Origin of the sequence: Turicibacter sp. T129 (assembly GCF_025594975.1) — a bacterium.
GTDB lineage: Bacteria > Bacillota_I > Bacilli_A > MOL361 > Turicibacteraceae > Turicibacter > Turicibacter bilis.
Genome location: NZ_JAMQUU010000046.1, coordinates 1 through 17,373 on the forward strand (window position 1 = coordinate 1; position 17,373 = coordinate 17,373).

The window sequence follows — 17,373 nt, forward strand, 5'->3', positions numbered from 1 at the left end:
AACTGGTAGACGCACAGGACTTAAAATCCTGCGGGTGGTGACACCCGTGCCGGTTCGATTCCGGCCCTAGGCACCAATTTTATTATAATGAGTAAATAACTCTTTTTTTTATGTCATAAATGAAGTTTGCTTATATATGATATAAAGTAAGGTACCATACGTATTAGATATAAAAATATAAAGAAATTTATTATTGCAATTTTATTTATGTTGATATATAATAATTTATGTATCAAAATGATACATTTTGCCGGAATAGCTCAATTGGTAGAGCAACTGACTTGTAATCAGTAGGTTGCGGGTTCAAGTCCTGCTTCCGGCACCAGATAAATAGGGGTGTAGTTTAACGGTAGAACAGCGGTCTCCAAAACCGTTAGTGTGGGTTCGATTCCTGCCACCCCTGCCAACGAGTTTAAATGGCGATTGTGGCGAAGTGGTTAACGCATCGGATTGTGGCTCCGACACTCGTGGGTTCGATTCCCATCAGTCGCCCCATTAATAATAAGCGGGTGTAGTTTAATGGTAGAACTTCAGCCTTCCAAGCTGACTGTGAGAGTTCGATTCTCTTCACCCGCTCCATACAAGGCGCCATAGCCAAGTGGTAAGGCATGGGACTGCAACTCCCTGATCATCGGTTCAAATCCGATTGGCGCCTCCAAATAATTTAATGAATGATGTGCCTGGGTGGCGGAACTGGTAGACGCACAGGACTTAAAATCCTGCGGGTGGTGACACCCGTGCCGGTTCGATTCCGGCCCTAGGCACCAATTTTGTTATAATGAGTAGTAATACTCTTTTTTTATTTCTAGTATCCAAAGGATACTTTTTTTATTAGATTAATGTGATAACGATTACATATGGTTGTGTTTTCTAATACTTGATATAATATTCCTGCAGATTAGGGAAGATAGTGTAATATTTTATACTTTACTTGGAAACTCTGTTATAATTCTTAGTTGATGGACTAGATTATAATAAAAATTCTAGTAGGTATATTTTGTTGTACGAGGATTTTGAGATTATAGGATGGGTGTGTGTGATATGAAAAGGTTAAAGTTGATGTTAGAGACGACGTATTCAATTGATGCAGTATTTGCTCTAAGAAAAACACCGATTTTAATTAGTTTGTTATTTTTAATTATTTTATCTTTTATGCAGATGACGCCATTTGCATTTATTTTAATTGGTGATGCGCCGTATCGTTGGGACCAAAAGATTTGGCAGTTAACAGAAACGGATCAAGATCGTTTTGTGGATTCTCTTCCAGTGGGATGTGGTGTGCAAAGTGGTACGTTGACATGTTCTGAATTTGCTGAGATTAATTTGAGTAATGGGGTTAAGGTGTTATTTAACGGAGATGTAAATGAAGTAAATAATGGTGTTGTTTTCAATCAAGATCATCTAGTTTTTGTTGAACAAGATAGACAATATGAAGTTGGTTATTCTTATTTTGAAGGAGTAAATTTTGATGATGCGAGTTATGAGGATGTTTTTGGTCGTGTAGCTTCTTCAATTAAGCCAATGTTTGTTGTGCCATTTGTGTTAGGGGCTTATCAGACAGGTGTATTATCAACGTTTGTCTTTACGTTCGTAGTGGCTGCTTTATCGATGTTATTGAAGTTTGGGCATACGAGTTTCTTATCATATAAGGAAGTTTTAAATATTGTGATTTATTCATCAACATTCCCATGTGTGATGGCTTTAGTTGTAGGAATGTTCAATGTAGGTTTGACAATGCTCATTTATAATATTGGTGCACCACTTGTAGCTTACTTTGTCTATAGACGTAGAGTCATTCCATATTTAGTCGGAAATCAAGAACAAGGCAACTAGCCTTGTTTTTTTTATGAAAAAAACGCATATGTGTAACCACTTACACACTTTATTTTACTATAATTGCCATGTATTATATATGTATAGCACTTTGAAAGCGATTTAATTATTGTGAGGGGAAGAGTTTTCATAAGGTGCGACTTATAAATCAAGAAATAGGCAGGTGGAGAAAATGAAAAAACCAAAATTGGCAGCAGTATTATCTACTATTGTATGGGGGGCAGGTCAAGCCTATAATAAGCAATGGTTAAAAGGTGCGTTCTTCTTTGTATTCCAAGTGTTACTCATTGGAATTGAATTGGTATCAGGAAATTATTTTTCAGGTACATTTTCATTTCGTGAGGCTGGATTCTTTGTAAAAGGAATTTGGGGGGCAATCACGTTAGGAACTCAATCTTCGATGTTAACCGAGAATGGGTTAACACCAGGCGATCATTCAATTATTCTTTTAATTGAAGGGATTATTGCTATTTTGATTTTATGTGTATTCGGTATTATTTGGTATATCAATATTAAAGATGCGTATAAAACGGCTAATCAATTTAATGAAACAGGTGAAGTGCTTGGTAGTCGAGAATGGTTTGCGCATACATGGGAACATGCGTTTGAGTATATTGTTATTATTCCATCAAGTTTAATGTTAATTTTGTTCTCATTTATGCCAATTATTTTCGCCTTCTTAGTTGGGTTTACAAATTATAACAAGTCACATTTACCGCCATCAAATTTAGTGAATTGGGTTGGATTGGATAACTTCTTATATTTATTTTCAATGGGTGGAGAAGTTGGTTCATCTAATCAATGGTTTACAACATTCTGGAATGTATTCTTGTGGACAGTTATTTTTGCGATTATTTCAACAGCTGCTCCTTTCTTCTTAGGATTGTTCCAAGCGGTTATTTTAAATAATAAACGTGTCATTTGTAAAAAGGCATGGCGTAGTATTTTAATTTTACCTTGGGCTTTACCAGCAATGATTTCACAGTTAAACTTCCAACAGTTATTTAATGGTCAGTTCGGACCACTTAATAAGTATTTACTTCAAGCAGGTATTATTGATTCACCAATTTATTGGTTAACTGATTCAACAAACCCTTGGATTCCACGCTTAACAATTTTAGGAATTGGATTATGGCTTGGATTCCCATATTTTATGGCCTTAATGTCAGGGATTATGACTTCAATTTCTAAAGATATTTATGAAGCTGCAGAGGTAGATGGAGCAACTGAAGGTCAACAGTTCTGGAAGATTACATTACCATTAGTTTTATCAGCAACTGCACCATTACTTGTTATGTCATTTGCAAGTAACTTTAATAACTTTGGTTTAATTTACTTCTTAACAGAGGGAGGACCAGTTAATCCAAACTTTATTTATGCTGGACATACAGATATTTTAATTTCATGGATTTATAAGTTAACGATGAATGATAAGATGTACAATATGGCATCAGTTCTTTCAATTCTGATTTTCTTAATTCTTGGTTCAATCTCTGCCATCAACTTTACGAGAACGGCAGCATTTAAGGAGGAGTAATTTATGGAAGCGGCTAAATCGTTAAAAGTAAATAGCGTGAAGAATAAGTCGAAAACCTCTTCTACAAAAAATACGATAAGTAAAGTAAAAGAGATTACATATACGATTTTGATTTATGCTGAGTTAATCTTTATGTGTTTTATTGTATTGTTCCCTGTAGTATGGATTGTTGGATCATCATTTAATGAAGGAACTTCTTTAGCAGGGGCAACACCAATTCCTGCTAATCCAACAATTGCTCACTATATGGAGTTATTTGAAAAAACAAACTTTGCTAAGTGGTATTTGAATACGTTAAAAATTGCTGTTATTAATATGCTTTTCTCTGTATTTTTATCGACAACGATGGGGTATATCTTTGCTCGTTTCCGTTTCAAAGGGAAAAAGCCAGCATTAATTAGTATTTTAGTGCTTCAAATGTTCCCAAGTTTCATGGGGATGACGGCATTATATATCTTGTTCTTAACGTTCAATTTATTAGATAATCACTGGGCTTTAATTTTGTGCTACTCTGCTGGACAAATTCCGTATAATACGTGGTTGATTAAAGGGTATATGAATTCAATTCCTAAAGAATTAGATGAATCAGCGATGCTTGATGGAGCGACGAAGGGTCAAATCTTCTTCAAGATTATGTTCCCGTTAATCCAACCAATTGTGTCGTTCGTAGCTGTTACAACTTTCATGACGCCTTGGATGGACTTTATCTTCCCACGTTTAATTATCTCATCAAATCATAAGTTAACATTAGCTGTTGGTTTGTATGATATGATTAGTGGTAACAGTCAAAATAACTTTACGATGTTCGCAGCGGGTTGTGTACTTGTAGCGGTTCCTATTACATTAGTTTATATTAGCATGCAAAAATTCTTAATTGAAGGTATGACGGCAGGGGCAAATAAAGGATAAAATTTTGGACACCTTAGGGTGTCCTTTTTGTTTAGATAAAACAGTTTAGGCTATAATATAAGTGTTTTTGGTTGAGTTTTTGGTGATTTCTTAGTAGAGTAGAGGGTAGGTGATCATCATGAAGAAAGAAAAGCAAAAACAAGGAGTTATTGATAAACAGGATTTAACGATAATTGAGAATAGTGAAGCATATGAGTTAAAGGAAAAATTAATTGAATATAGTAAAGAAGTTGGAATTGATGTTATTGGATTTAGTGACGTCAAGCCATTTTTATTTTTAGAGACTGAGCTTAAGCGACGTGAAGAGTTAGGGTGGTCTTCAGGATTAACAAAAGGGTCGATTGAGGAACGTACGAATCCTTTATTATCAATGGAAAATGCGAAGTCATTTGTATCAATTGGTGTTTCCTATCCACGACAGACAGAATTGCCAAAGCAGGATAAGGAAGATCCTTTTGTTCAATTTTGTCGTTCATCATGGGGGATGGACTACCATGACATTGTAGGTAAGAAGTTACAATTACTTGAAGATTGGTTAAAGGAGCATATCTCTGGTATAGAAGTCATTGGCAGTGTTGATACAGGTGTATTTAATGATCGTGCAGTTGCACTACGAAGTGGAATTGGATTTAGTGGAAAGAATAGTTCTATTATCAATGAGACGTTTGGAAGTTATATTTATTTAGGTGAGTTATTGGTAAATTATGAATTTCCACCGGATACACCGATTGAGCGTCTGTGTGGAACGTGCGATCGATGTGTTCGTGCTTGTCCTACGAAGGCTATTCAACCAGATGGGAGTCTGAATGAAAAACGTTGTTTATCGTATGTGACGCAATCGAAGGAATATTTAGCACCTGAGCTTTACGAGAAGATTAGTAAGAATGTTTATGGTTGTGATATTTGCCAGGAAGTGTGTCCATTCAATCGTGAAGTAGATTTTCATCTACATGCTGAGATGGAACCAACTGGTGCAGAGTTTCCAAAGATCAGTGAATTGTTAACGATGACGAATAAGGAGTTTAAATCAAAGTATGGTCATTTAGCAGGATCTTGGCGTGGAGTGTCTGTTCTTAAACGTAATGCCATGTTTAATGCTGGTTTTTATAAGTATAAAGCTGCTTTACCTGAGATAGCAAAGATACGTGATGGACAAGGTCCTGATTGGTTAAAAGAAGCGGCTAAACAAGCCTATGAGCGATTAGACAACAAATAAGATTGTTGCAAAAAATAAAGAATTTTGTGGTAAAATAAAAAGGCAATGGCAAATGTTTATTAACGAACAATAATCTAAGATGATTTTAAGCCATGCCAAGTAGAGTGATAATCATAGCACATAAAGTTTTGGTGTTAGTTTTAATTCATTGTTAAACAGTTGAGGTGACAATTATGGCAATTCATTTAGTTCAATATAATCCAGAGATTCCTCAAAATACGGGGAATATTATGCGTACTTGTGCAGCGACGGATATTAAATTACATTTAATTAAACCAATGGGATTCTCATTAGATGAGAAAAGTATTAAACGTTCAGGTGCGAACTATGTTAATGAAGTAGACTACACTGTCTATGAGAATTGGGAAGAGTTTGTTGAGAAGAATAAAGGTGGAAAGTTCTGCTTCTGTACTCGTTATGGACAAAAGAATCATGCTGAAATGGATTTCTCAAATCTTGAAGAAGATTATTATATTGTTTTAGGAGCAGAAAGTAGCGGGATTCCAAAAGAGATTTTACGTCCTTATTTCGAGAACTGCTTTCGTGTTCCAATGACGAATAAAGTTCGCTCATTAAACGTATCGAATGTAGCAGCTATTTTAGCTTATGAAGCATTACGTCAACAAGAATTTTTAGATTTATGGACAGTCGAACCATTCAAAGGTGCAGACTGGGTTTTACGTGACGATGAATAATAAAAAAGTGTTGCGAAAGCAACGCTTTTTTATTTGCAACTGTTAGTTGCGGAGATTCAAGGTTAAATGGGTAGTGTTTTTTTAGGAGTCATTTAAAATAGGATTATGAGTTGAAGAGAGGATGATTTCATGTTATTAGGTGAGAAGTTAAAGAAGTTACGAAAGGCTAGAGGTTTATCTCAAGAACAGTTAGCGGATCGATTGAACGTTTCAAGGCAGGCGATTTCAAAGTGGGAATTAGGAGAATCAACCCCTGATACGGATAATTTAGTAGCTTTGAGTGATTATTATGGTGTGTCATTGGATTACTTATTACGTGATCAAGAAGTACCTGAAGTTTCTGAAAAAGTGATGATGAGAGAAGTACAACCACTTATCAGTTCAGGCTGTTTGAAGAAGGGTGTAGTAGGAATCGTTATTTTTGTCGTGGTATGGTTTATATTAGTTCACTTACTTTATAGTGTTATGTTTATCGATCCGATGCAATAATTTCCGAGGAAATTTGGTGAATACTAGATAGAAAAGACTTCATGATTTAGAGTCATTAAGGTTTAGAAAAAGCACTCCAGATGAGTGCTTTTTTAATTATAAATTAGAATGTTGGTAGGTTGGATAGGTTGTTGTCTTTTTCTCCATCCACGATTCCACGGATGTAAGTTCCGCCACCTTTACCTTTGAAGGTTTGGGCATTGGAGATAAGTCCTTGTTCACAAAGTTCTTTAGCTGTTTCGTAGTCATATTCTTTTCCTGTGTTTGATTTAAAGGCGATAAGGTCGCCGTCGCTATTACGACGGACGGCAACGAATTGTTCTTTTTCCATATTAATGGCCTCCTTTATAGTAATAGTCTTTCCTTTTTTCTTTAAAAAATCGCATTTATTTAGGAAAGGTGTTATAATTAGTTAGCGATTTCATTTTTTGAGGGGAAATCGTAAAGGAAGTTATGATGAAAGGTAAGGAGATAGCATGGTGAAATTAAAGAATGATCGGTTAGAAATCGACATTGCTAATCATGGAGCAGAAGTTAAGCGTGTTTATCATTTAGATTATGAACTGGATTATTTATGGAATTCGAATCCAGAGTTTTGGGCTAGGTCTTCACCGGTGTTGTTCCCTGTTGTTGGCCGTCTCGCAGAAGATACGTATTTATTAAATGGAAAACGATATTCATTGATGCAACATGGATTTGCTGGAGATGAGTGGTTTGATGTGTTGTGTCGAACGGATACAAAAGTTTGGTTTGAGTTAAGGTCAAATGCGAAGACGTTGGAATATTATCCCTATGAATTTAGCTTGAAAATCGGGTATGAATTGTTCGATGAAACGTTAGCTGTTAAATGGGAAGTCACGAATTTAAGTGAGGAGGTCATGCCATTTTCAATCGGAGCTCATCCGGCACTTAGTACAAGGCTACAAGCGGATGATCAATTTGGTGATTATTATTTATATTTTGAGTCATCTAATGGAGTTGAAACGTATAGATTTGATTCAAAGACAAATCTGATCGTAGATGAAAAGATTACAATTATTGATAAATTAAAATTTTTACCGTTAAATAAAGAATTATTTGAAGAGTTTCCGACCTTAGTTGTAGAAGGAGAGTCTGCGATTGCTTTAAAATCGTATAATCATGATCGTGAAGTTGAAATCCGTTTTAATGGTTTTCCTTATGTAGGTATTTGGTCACCGATTAATCAAGAAGGACATATTGCAGATTTTATTTGTTTAGAACCTTGGTACGGAATGGCCGATACAGTGAATGAGCCACAAGAATTATCAAGTAAAAAAGGCATTCAATTATTACAATCAGGTGAAACGTTTGAGGCAATGTATACAATGACATTTAAGTAAAATATGTATATTGTCGGATAGATGATACTTTTGTCACTATTTTTTACTGAGCTTATGTTATTTTTTGGTCATTGTTATGCTATAATAGCAACTAGATATTTATAGATATGGAGGGTATTGTATGTCTTTTGAAACGGAATACCAAAACTGGTTAGGGCAAGAGAATTTAGAGTTATACTTAAGAGAACAATTAGAAAAAATGACAGAGGCGGAAAAAGAAGATGCCTTTTATCGTAATTTAGAGTTCGGTACAGGGGGAATGCGCGGAGTTGTTGGTCCAGGAACAAACCGCATGAATGTGTATACGATTCGTAAGGCAAATGAAGGATTTGCACAATACTTATTAAAAAATGTTGAAAATGCAAAAGAACGTGGAATTGTGATTGCTTATGATTGTCGTCATTTCTCACCAGAGTTTGCGATGGAATCAGCTAAAGTGATGGCATCTCATGGTATTAAAGCGTATGTATTTGAAACATTACGTCCAACGCCTGAGTTATCATTCGCTGTTCGTCATTTACAAGCAGCGGGAGGAATTGTGGTAACAGCTTCTCACAACCCACCTGAATATAATGGATATAAAATTTATGATGAGACAGGATGTCAATTAGTTCCTGCTGATGCGGATCAAGTGATCGCATTAGTGGATGCGATTGATGATGTTTTCGCAATCGATGTTAAGTCTGAAGAAGAATTAAAGGCAGCCGGATTAATTCAAATCATTGGAAAAGAGATTGATGATGTTTATACTGAGCGTGTCAAAGCATTAGAAATCAATCCAGATTGCAATAAAAAAGATTTAAAAATTGTGTTCTCACCTTTACATGGGACAGCAAACATTCCAGTTCGTCGTGTATTAACAGAGTGTGGATATGAGCAATTACATGTGGTTGAAGAACAATGTGTCGCTGATCCAAACTTCTCAACGGTTAAATCTCCAAACCCAGAGGAAGCTTCTGCGTTTGAAATGTCAATTGCATTAGGTAAAGAAATCGATGCAGATATTTTAATTGCAACGGATCCAGATGCTGACCGTGTTGGTTTAGCGGTTAAAAATCCTGAGGGAGACTATGTGTTATTAACAGGAAACCAAACAGGTGCCATCTTAATTCATTATATTTTATCTCAAAAGAAAGCTCATGGAACATTACCTGCTAAAGGGAAAGTATTCAATACGATTGTAACATCAGATATGGGAGCAGCAATTGCTCGTTCATATGGATTTGAAGTGGTTTCAACGTTAACAGGATTCAAGTTTATCGGTGAACAAGCTCGTTTAATTGAAGATACAGATTATGAATATGTATTCGGTTACGAAGAGTCTTATGGATATTTAATCGGAGACTTCGTCCGTGATAAAGACTCTGTTCAATCCGTTTTAATGTGTGCAGAAGCGGCAGCTTACTACAAAGAGCATGGAAAAACATTATATGATGTGTTAATGGAGTTATATGAAACTTACGGATGCTACCGTGAAGCCTTAGTGAATATTACGTTAAAAGGTAAAGAAGGGGCAGATAAAATTCAAGCGATTTTAGCTGATTTCCGTGAGTTTACTCCAATTACTGTTGCAGGTAAAGAAGTCGTAGCGGTTGAAGATTATAAAGAAAGTATTCACACGGACTTAACAAATGATTCAACAACTGCCATTGATTTACCAAAGTCAAATGTCTTAAAGTATACATTGGCTGATGGATCTTGGTTCGTCTTACGTCCATCAGGAACTGAACCAAAAGCAAAAGTTTATATCGGTGTTATTGCTGATGTGATCGATGCAGCGGATGCACAAGTGGCTAAAATTAAAGAAGATGTTTTAGCTCGCGTAAATGAGATTATTGCTTAATTAAATAAACACACATACACACCAGATAATTTAAAAGTTCCTATGATTAATAAATAATTGTAGGAACTTTTTTAAAAAAATATTACTAAAATAAATTAAAAATTTTACTAAAATATGTTATAATAAACTTGTGTTCGAGAGAGAGCACGGTGTAGGGGGTGTCACGCCATAATGAAAGATGTAAAAAAATTAATGACATTTACTACGAACAATCACGTAGCAAAATCTATGGTTTCTCCAGCGTAAGGAAAAATTTTCTATAAAGAGGGGCAACTAGTGGTGAGAAAACATGGTTTTAAAAATGGTTGTATAGATGTCTGTGGATTTAAAACCCGTGATTATAAAGATTTAAATCGCGATTTTGGCTATGGGCGTCGCATGTATAGTTAAGAACTTTTTCTTGACTCACAATTTCCCATTTCATAACTTTTTAAAGGAGTAGAGATTGCTGCGAATCTCTGCTCTTTTTTTTGTAGAATTTTTGCATTTTCTATACTTGATTGAAGATGGATGTTTAGCTAAAGGAGATAGTTGAGCTTAAATAGCATTTTTAATAGTTGAGACGATTTTCCCGATTATGCGAGAAGAGGGAATCGATGAGGGCTTGACTGAAGAAATTATAACGAATAAATGGGGATATACTTAAAAAAGAGAGGAGGAGAAGGGAGAGAAGAAAGTTTAGAGAAATCATTTATTTTCATGTCACAATCAAGTGAGAGTTTGCATATAATGAAGGGACTACATGCGAGGGGAGGGCTGTGATGAATGTGACAGTTGACCATCGTAATGTCGAGAAAATGTCAGATTTGGTGAAAGTATTAACAGATGAGGTGGCGGCATTTTGTTTAAAGTGGAAGCAAGGATTGGATCAATTGTTATGCAGTGATGTGGTATTAATTGTTAATCGGAAGCGATATGGATATGAGCTAAAGTATCACTATTCAAGCGGACCATGGAATTGGTTGTTTCAGTTAGAATTGTATTATCCGAATAAGACGGACTTGGTTCGTCAGATTGCATATATGAAGATTAATAAATTTATGACATTGCCGATGGGTTATGGGTTTGGTAAGAAGGTATTTGAGCATTTGCTTGATTGTTCTAAGTTGTTGCCAGAGCTTGACATGATTCGTTTGCGATCAGTTCGGCGAGCGATTAGGTTTTGGGAGCGAATGAAATTTGTGAATACAAAAAAAGTCGATGGGATTGTGAATGAGATGTGTATGAAAATCCCGCCTACTTTAACAGGATATGAATATGTTTATACCATCCGTCCTTGTGACTGTGAGAGATGTAAACAAGAGAAAAAGCAGAGCTAAGTTTATAAGCTCTGCTTTTTTGGATGAGTTAAGCGGTTATATATAGATGAAGTATAGTGTTTTATTACTCTTCAAGTGCCGATCAGTATGAAAAGGATTATTTTTTAGTATAATTTAAAAGTAGAATGATTAAAAAGGAGACTTTGTAATGGAGTATAAAAGAAGTACTATTATCGATAATAAAATGAAGTATGGTTCATATTACGATCAGCATTTTAAGTCTGCGTTAATTCATCAAATTAAGTTAGTTTTATTAGGGGTTGTAACGCTAGGATTTGCTTATCCGTGGATTTTGTGTAAGGAACAAGAGGAGAGGTGTGAACATACGGTGATTTGTGGTCAACGATTAAAATTTATTGGGGACCCTAAAGAGTTGATTGGACATTGGATTGTTTGGTGGTTAGTTATCGTTATTACCTTTGGAATATATGGTTTAGTCGTTAAAATTAAATTTCAACAATGGGTGGCTGCGAATACCGTTTTTGAGAATATAGAATTAAAGTAGTAAGAGAATCTTATCAAAAGTCAATGAATGGAGAATTTACGATTTTATTTTTGTTATGTCTCCTAATAGAGATTAGTTTAATTTGTTTATTTAAGTATAATTGATGTAAACCAAAAACTGCAAAGCACTATAATGTTTTGCGGTTTTTAGCATCTGAAAGAAAATTTGATTCATATTATTCGATAGGTAATTCTTTGGAGAAGTTGAAGTTTTTTTAACTCCTAGTTTGCAGTTATTCAATAGTTTAATGCAATTTATATTTTATCGTGAATGATTTATGAATAAGTTTTTTCTGTAATTTTTATTTTATGTTAAGTTATTTTTTGTTGTATACTTGTAGGTATGAACTTAGGCTTAGGAGTGGTTTGATGTATAGTAATCAATGGCTAAATTTATGTCGTTTTTATTTTGCTGAATATAAGAAAAAAGGATCAGATATTATTCATCCAGAGTCAGACGTTTACTTTATTGTAGATGCACCAACTGATGTAGAGCTAGAGGTAGGTCATGCCGCTGCGACGATTTTTGATGCAGGAAGTAAGAAATCATTAGGTGAATTGGCTAAGACGAATACACGTTTCTCTGTTTTAAATGTCTGCTCAGTTCCTTTACAAGAAACGACGAATTTAGATGGGAAATATAAAGTATTATTTGATTTGTTGACTCCTATGGTTAAAGAAGGATACGCTCAATTTGGAGAACATGAAAATGAAGATGTAAATAAGTTTGAGAAGGCAGTTTTATATGATTTTAAAAATCGTTTAATGAAAGCGGGATGCTTCAATAAACCATGTAAAGTTGTTGTTTATGGGGAGTTTGCAAAAACTTATTTTGAAAAAATTGATGATGTAAACATGGAATGTGAAGTTTTATATGTGACGAGCGATTCATGTGACTTAAAAGAGTTGAATATTGAGTAAAAAGGTGAGAGTTTATGGCGGTTAATGTAAAAAGTTGTTATTTATATTTATTAGATAATGTGCATCAAATGTTTATGCCAACGGAACGTCCATTAGATGAGACAGTAGATGGTGCTTACCATTTTCTAGAAAAGAATATCGAAAAATGTATGAAGAATGCAGCGGGACGACCGGCAGTGTTTAAAGAAGATAGTGAGGCAAGAAAATTATTTTTAGAGTATCGTAATCGCACGATTCCCTTTATTGATTTTGCCAATGCGATTGCCACGAAACGTTATGATTGGAAAGATCGCTACGAAATTTTCACAGCAAGTGACTTATTCTTATGTGAAATTGAAGTTTCAGAAGTTGAATATGTTATTGGTCTTGAGCTAACGTGCAAGGAAGGAATGGTTCACCACGTTAATCAAAGCGAGACAGGAATTCAAAATAACTTGATTGTTCATCAATCTATTATCCCTGCAGCAAGTTTAAAAAGTGCGAATTTCTTCATGATTGATTTAGACAAAATGACATTAACGATTTTAGAGAATATGACATCAACAGAGGATGATGATACACATCTTTACGCTGATAAAATTCTAGAATGTAAGACAGAAATCTCCGTCAAAGAGGCTGTTAAGAAGGCACGCTATGTAGCGGAGGAAATTATTGAGCATCATGAGTTAGATAAATTAGAGATGGTGCCAGCCTTTGAACGCGTCATTAAAGAGACAATCAACGAAGGAAAAGATATTGATATGAAAGAAATTGCTGAAGAAGTGTTTTATCAGACACCGGAAGCAAAATTAGCGTATGTCGCGGAAATTGAAAATCAAGGAATTGAAAAACCAGTTCAAAATTCAAACTGGGTAAAGATGCCGCTAAAGAAAACGCAGAAAATTAAAACAGATACTGGAATTGAAATCACGATTCCACTTGATTATTACAATAATAAAGACTACATCGAAGTCATTAATATGCCAGACGGACGTCTAGCTATTCAGATTAAGAACATTGGTAATATTGAGAATAAGTAAATGAAGACTCTGTTAGATTATTTTAACAGAGTTTTTATTATGGGGCAGGATCATTAATTCTGATTGAACCGAGAACTGGTAATAACAGTTGATTTGTCGAAGTCTGAAGTTAGTGGGATTTAACTTGTGTGAATGGTTTATATTGGTTGATGCGACCTCTTGAGACGAGGAAGTATCCTAAAAGAAACTGATCGAAGTCATAGGATTTTAGTTATTAAAATCATCTGAACTTTAATTGAATATGTCAGACGAGACTCTATCAAAAGAGGATTGAGTTTATCAGGAAAAATTAATTATTTTTTTAATTGTTACAGATTTATGGGTTGAAAATGTATCATTTTATCGAATTTTGTATCATAATAGTAGTTGGGTTAAAGAAATGCGTACTAAGATGAGTGATTGTACATCTGAAGTGAATGAGCATTTAGAATGATTAGGTAAGTTTTAACGTAAAGAGAAAAGTATTTAATATAGAGGTGATTTGATGAAATTTTATCAGCTGAAAATAGAGTTACAAGGATTAAATGTTTGGCGACGTGTTGTTGTACCAGAGGATATTACCTTTTATGAGTTAAAGCAAGTCGTTGACGCGTCTTTTGGCTGGAGTAGTTATCATGAATATGAGCTTGCTATTAAGGAGAATCTTGTCTTCGTTGATCGTGCTGAAGAAAAAAATACTAGCTATTCATGCTTACCATATGAGTATAAAGAAAGTCGTACATCGAATGTTTTTGATTATGTGAAATCAAGACAGGTGATTCAATATTTATATGATTTTGGTGATGAGTGGTTACATAAGATAAAAGTTGAGAAAGTTTATAAAGATATTATTAATGAAGAGTTTTTCTGTCTTGAAGGTGAGGGAATCTGTCCACCAGAGGATTGTGGTGGAGTAGGTGGTTATTTATATGCATTAGAGGTATTATCAAATCCTGAAGATGATGAGTACGAACATATGATAGAGTGGTTGGGAATTGATGATGTGTCAGAGTTACAGGTAGATTTTGATAAAGATGAGGTTAATAAATACTTAAAAAGAATGAAACAATTAAGAGAATTAAGAAAAAGATAGGGATGTTAATTGATTAACTAAAGCATCGAATTAAGAGAGAATTTTTTGATGGAAGAGATGTTATTAATTAGGGACGCTAGGTAGCAGTGAAGGGGATTGAGAAATTAGGAGCTTGATATATAAGATCAGATAAATTTCATTCATAGAAAATTTTTATCTGGACGATAGGATGTCTTAGTATTAAAGCGAATGTTTAACTAAGGTTGCTATAAAATTATGAAATATATTTCTGTTTCTCTATAGAATAAAAAGCCTTTGGGAATATCGATAAATGATCCAGGAGAATCGCAGCGGAAAATCGTTGTGATTCTCTTTTTTCTTGAAAATAGGCATAGGGATTAAAGCATTGTTAAGATAACGGAGTATAAATATAGAAGGAAGTTTATAGAGAAGAGGTTATAAAATGGAGTTGATTTTAGAAGTTATTTCACGGATTGTACTAGTTGGTTATTTTTTTATTACGTTGTTGTTAGTCGGGTGTCAAATTCAAGTGAGATTGTTATCTAATGCGCAATATATTACTTATTCAAACTATGTTAAAGAGAAAAATATGAGTCAGTATGAAAGTAAAACTAAGTATTATAAAACAGTTATTAAAGGAATCATGCTTCAATTAGTGTCGATGTTGTGGACAGTAATTGTTATTCAGCAGGGATGGTTTACTGTTATCAGTGGGCTAGCTTTTGTGTTTGTGTTACTGGAGACACTATTAAGTAATTACTCTTTTCCCGAAATGTCGAATTTTAGACTTAAAGATTGGTCTGTTTTGTATGTAAAGCGAGTAGCGGGAATTGTTGGTGACATCTATATTGTGATTGCTTTAGTTGCGCTGTGTTTTATTTATTAAAAGGATAGAGGGATTAGTTTGCAAAAACTAATCTTTTTTATTAAGAAGGATGTCGAAAATTAATACAGCAGATTTTTAATAAGAGGGAGTCATGGAATGTTACACTTGCGAGATTTGGAAAAATAACGTATCAAAATGATACACTAGGGATTGAAGAAAATGTATCATTTTATGTATAATAGAGTTACAGGATACAGAGGTTGAATGTATCATTCGAGCGCGTAATTCATCAAAAAAATCATTCCGTTTTTAGAAGATATAAAGAAGTATTTTTAGAAGTTCGTTTAATCAAGAGGAGATTTTAATCATGCAGGAGTTTTGTGGGAAATGTAAAAAAACGACTAAATATACAGTCGTTAAAAAAAGGCATAAAAAAATAGTGAAAGGCTATGAAGTTGAATACGAAAAGAAAGAGGCCATTTGTAATGAGTGCCAACATTTAATATTTATCGATGCAATCTATGAAGAGAATAACGAGAATACCAAGAAAGCCTATCAAGAAAGAGTGTCTAATGAAACGATAAGTATTATCAATTCGATTATGTCTAAGTATAATATCGGGAAAAGGCCCTTATCTTTATTATTAGATTGGGGAGAATTAACGATAACGAGATATTTAAAAGGGATGGTTCCTAAAAAGGAATATTTAGATTTGCTAAAAGCTATCAATGAAGATGCGAATAAATTCTATGAAATATTACAAAAAAATCAGACTAGAATAACAAAAGTTGCTTATGAGAAATGTAGAAGCAACCTTGATAAAATAGGGATAAATGATTTAAAGGTAGACTTAGATTTAGAGCAAACTAGTGATCTAGATTATCAAGCCTATAAAACACAGCAGGATAACTTAGATGATTCAAATGACCTAGACTATCATGATAACTTAGACTATCAAGATGAGTTAGAGCAAAGCAAGTATGTAAGACCTTTTGATAGTGGGGAGAAAAACGATAAGATTTTTAAAGTTGTCGATTATATTTTAGGTGTTAGTGACGATATCACACCGTTAGCATTACAAAAAATTCTTTACTATTCGCAAGCATTCTTTAAAGTTTTTTATGGGTATCATTTGTTTGAAAATGATTGTGAGGCTTGGGATCAAGGTCCTGTTTATCCAGAGATATATAGTAAATTTAAAGATTATAAATATATTGTATCTAAAAATGACGTATGCTCCTTAGATGAGGAAGAACAGTTTTTTATTGATTTGATTATGAGATATTTAGGATGTTATAGTGGAAAAGCACTTGAACGTATGACACATTGTGAAAAGCCATGGAGAGAGACAAGAAAAGGCTTATCCCCTAATCAAAAAGGTGGAAAAGTCATTGAGAAAGCTTTAATTGAAAGTTATTTTTCAGACGTGTATAAAAAGTATAATATGCTAAGTATCACAGACATTGTGGATTATTCTACAGCCTTATTTAATCGGGTGTTATAGAATTTAATATGCGCGTTGGAATGGAAAAGAAGTGGTCCAAGCAGTATTTTCATAATTATTAAGTGATCAGTCGCTTAATGTCAGTTAATTAAAATTCATTGAATTATTAGTTGATTACATTGAGGCAAATGGATTTATTGAAAATAACCAGGTTTTAACTGAAGATCCATTTAGAAGTGTCGGAAGTATCATTGACTTATTTGACATTCAACAGGTTCATAAACTAGTAGGACGCATAAATGAAAAAAATCGTAGCATCTTTTTGCTACGATTTTTTATGTGCGCCCGGCATGGGTATTATCTAACGGGTTAAAGTCCCGAGTACGTCCAAGTAGCGGAAAGTACATAGCCTAAGACAAGGGGT

General features: G+C 34.3%; 16 protein-coding genes and 6 tRNA genes. 21 read left to right on the plus strand and 1 reads right to left on the minus strand.

From position 1 onward, the window contains the following. Nucleotides 1-249 precede the first annotated feature (249 nt). The 12 genes from NEH75_RS09280 (at nt 250) to NEH75_RS09335 (ending at nt 6,679) form a co-directional block, all read left to right on the plus strand. A tRNA-Thr gene (locus NEH75_RS09280) sits at nt 250-325 on the plus strand. 7 nt (nt 326-332) lie between these two features. After that, nucleotides 333-406: transfer RNA gene (locus tag NEH75_RS09285), tRNA-Trp, on the plus strand. A gap of 13 nt (nt 407-419) precedes the next feature. Further along, nucleotides 420-495 (plus strand) — tRNA-His (locus tag NEH75_RS09290). Between the two features lie 10 nt (nt 496-505). Further along, nucleotides 506-579: transfer RNA gene (locus NEH75_RS09295), tRNA-Gly, on the plus strand. Between the two features lie 5 nt (nt 580-584). Beyond that, nucleotides 585-658: transfer RNA gene (locus NEH75_RS09300), tRNA-Cys, on the plus strand. A gap of 20 nt (nt 659-678) precedes the next feature. Then, a tRNA-Leu gene (locus tag NEH75_RS09305) sits at nt 679-767 on the plus strand. Between the two features lie 274 nt (nt 768-1,041). After that, nucleotides 1,042-1,833 carry a DUF1189 family protein gene (locus NEH75_RS09310; protein WP_055243710.1) on the plus strand — a complete coding sequence of 264 codons (792 nt, stop codon included), beginning with the start codon at nt 1,042-1,044 and terminating at the stop codon, nt 1,831-1,833. A 172-nt stretch (nt 1,834-2,005) separates the two neighbouring features. Then, complete coding sequence (locus tag NEH75_RS09315; protein ID WP_055305927.1) at nt 2,006-3,370, plus strand: carbohydrate ABC transporter permease; 1,365 nt, start codon at nt 2,006-2,008, stop codon at nt 3,368-3,370. Nucleotides 3,371-3,373: 3 nt separating this feature from the next. After that, on the plus strand, nt 3,374-4,279 hold the full coding sequence (locus NEH75_RS09320; protein WP_055305928.1) for a sugar ABC transporter permease: 906 nt from the start codon (nt 3,374-3,376) through the stop codon (nt 4,277-4,279). 118 nt (nt 4,280-4,397) lie between these two features. Next, complete coding sequence (gene queG / locus NEH75_RS09325) at nt 4,398-5,495, plus strand: tRNA epoxyqueuosine(34) reductase QueG (protein WP_082427849.1); 1,098 nt, start codon at nt 4,398-4,400, stop codon at nt 5,493-5,495. A 173-nt stretch (nt 5,496-5,668) separates the two neighbouring features. Then, nucleotides 5,669-6,190, plus strand: coding sequence for a tRNA (cytidine(34)-2'-O)-methyltransferase (locus NEH75_RS09330; protein WP_055243706.1), 522 nt, complete (start codon nt 5,669-5,671; stop codon nt 6,188-6,190). Nucleotides 6,191-6,319: 129 nt separating this feature from the next. Beyond that, nucleotides 6,320-6,679 carry a helix-turn-helix domain-containing protein gene (locus tag NEH75_RS09335; protein WP_055305929.1) on the plus strand — a complete coding sequence of 120 codons (360 nt, stop codon included), beginning with the start codon at nt 6,320-6,322 and terminating at the stop codon, nt 6,677-6,679. Nucleotides 6,680-6,782: 103 nt separating this feature from the next. Here NEH75_RS09335 and NEH75_RS09340 read toward each other — a convergent pair whose 3' ends face one another. Next, nucleotides 6,783-7,010 (minus strand): DUF3892 domain-containing protein, encoded by a 228-nt coding sequence (locus tag NEH75_RS09340; RefSeq protein WP_055305930.1) that lies wholly within the window; start codon nt 7,008-7,010, stop codon nt 6,783-6,785. A 145-nt stretch (nt 7,011-7,155) separates the two neighbouring features. Between NEH75_RS09340 and NEH75_RS09345 the strand changes: the two genes are divergently transcribed. From NEH75_RS09345 to NEH75_RS09385, 9 genes are all read left to right on the plus strand, one after another. After that, nucleotides 7,156-8,040 carry an aldose 1-epimerase family protein gene (locus NEH75_RS09345; RefSeq protein WP_055305931.1) on the plus strand — a complete coding sequence of 295 codons (885 nt, stop codon included), beginning with the start codon at nt 7,156-7,158 and terminating at the stop codon, nt 8,038-8,040. A gap of 121 nt (nt 8,041-8,161) precedes the next feature. Beyond that, nucleotides 8,162-9,883, plus strand: coding sequence for a phospho-sugar mutase (locus NEH75_RS09350; RefSeq protein ID WP_055243698.1), 1,722 nt, complete (start codon nt 8,162-8,164; stop codon nt 9,881-9,883). A gap of 761 nt (nt 9,884-10,644) precedes the next feature. Next, a complete protein-coding gene (locus tag NEH75_RS09355) occupies nt 10,645-11,202 on the plus strand; it encodes a hypothetical protein (protein WP_055305932.1) in 558 nt (185 codons plus the stop codon). 148 nt (nt 11,203-11,350) lie between these two features. Then, complete coding sequence (locus NEH75_RS09360; protein WP_055305933.1) at nt 11,351-11,707, plus strand: hypothetical protein; 357 nt, start codon at nt 11,351-11,353, stop codon at nt 11,705-11,707. A gap of 368 nt (nt 11,708-12,075) precedes the next feature. Further along, on the plus strand, nt 12,076-12,627 hold the full coding sequence (locus tag NEH75_RS09365) for a hypothetical protein (protein WP_055277553.1): 552 nt from the start codon (nt 12,076-12,078) through the stop codon (nt 12,625-12,627). Nucleotides 12,628-12,641: 14 nt separating this feature from the next. Further along, nucleotides 12,642-13,646: a nucleoid-associated protein gene (locus NEH75_RS09370; protein ID WP_055243683.1), complete on the plus strand. Its 1,005-nt coding sequence runs from the start codon at nt 12,642-12,644 to the stop codon at nt 13,644-13,646. A gap of 484 nt (nt 13,647-14,130) precedes the next feature. Next, nucleotides 14,131-14,718: a plasmid pRiA4b ORF-3 family protein gene (locus tag NEH75_RS09375; RefSeq protein WP_055243681.1), complete on the plus strand. Its 588-nt coding sequence runs from the start codon at nt 14,131-14,133 to the stop codon at nt 14,716-14,718. Nucleotides 14,719-15,121: 403 nt separating this feature from the next. Beyond that, nucleotides 15,122-15,565 carry a hypothetical protein gene (locus NEH75_RS09380; protein ID WP_055305934.1) on the plus strand — a complete coding sequence of 148 codons (444 nt, stop codon included), beginning with the start codon at nt 15,122-15,124 and terminating at the stop codon, nt 15,563-15,565. Between the two features lie 307 nt (nt 15,566-15,872). Beyond that, nucleotides 15,873-17,009 (plus strand): type II toxin-antitoxin system antitoxin SocA domain-containing protein, encoded by a 1,137-nt coding sequence (locus tag NEH75_RS09385; protein ID WP_055305935.1) that lies wholly within the window; start codon nt 15,873-15,875, stop codon nt 17,007-17,009. The last annotated feature ends 364 nt before the right edge of the window (nt 17,010-17,373 follow it).